The following is a 456-nucleotide window of genomic DNA, read 5'->3' on the forward strand; positions in this document are numbered from 1 at the left end:
TTTGCTCGAACCGGCGCTCGCAGTCGTGCCTTTGGCGTTGACGGTGTAAACGTCTTGGCCTTTATTGCCGACTCCTTTAACCACGTCTTTGATGTTGGTACCGGCTGCGACCTCGGTACGGGCGGCGGCGCTTTGCTGTTTCAGCTGGCTGTAGTTGACGGCGTCGTTGTCATCGGTACCGGCGGCAACGTTGGTGATCTTGTTGCCGGCGGCATGGATGCCTGACTTGGTCACACTCGGGCCACCGGTAATGGTGAGGCCGTCTGAATTCAGTTTGCTGTCGCCTGCGGTGACGCTGTCAACAGTGATGTCTTTGGCCAGTTTCAGCTGTGCGCCACCGGCTACGGTTTCGCTGATGATGTTGCTGTCGCCTTTAACGTTGATGGTGTCACCCAATGCGTAGTTGTTGCTGCCGGTGGTACCGCCGAAGTTGATGCCTTTGGCGATATTGGCGGC

1 pseudogene is annotated in these 456 nt (G+C 57.5%); it reads right to left on the reverse strand.

The window, feature by feature from the left end:
- A pseudogene (locus ACTHRE_RS11060) lies at positions 1 to 456 on the reverse strand (hypothetical protein); the annotation flags it as partial.

The sequence above is a fragment of the Neisseria sp. P0001.S007 genome (genome assembly GCF_051963655.1).
GTDB lineage: Bacteria > Pseudomonadota > Gammaproteobacteria > Burkholderiales > Neisseriaceae > Neisseria > Neisseria subflava_A.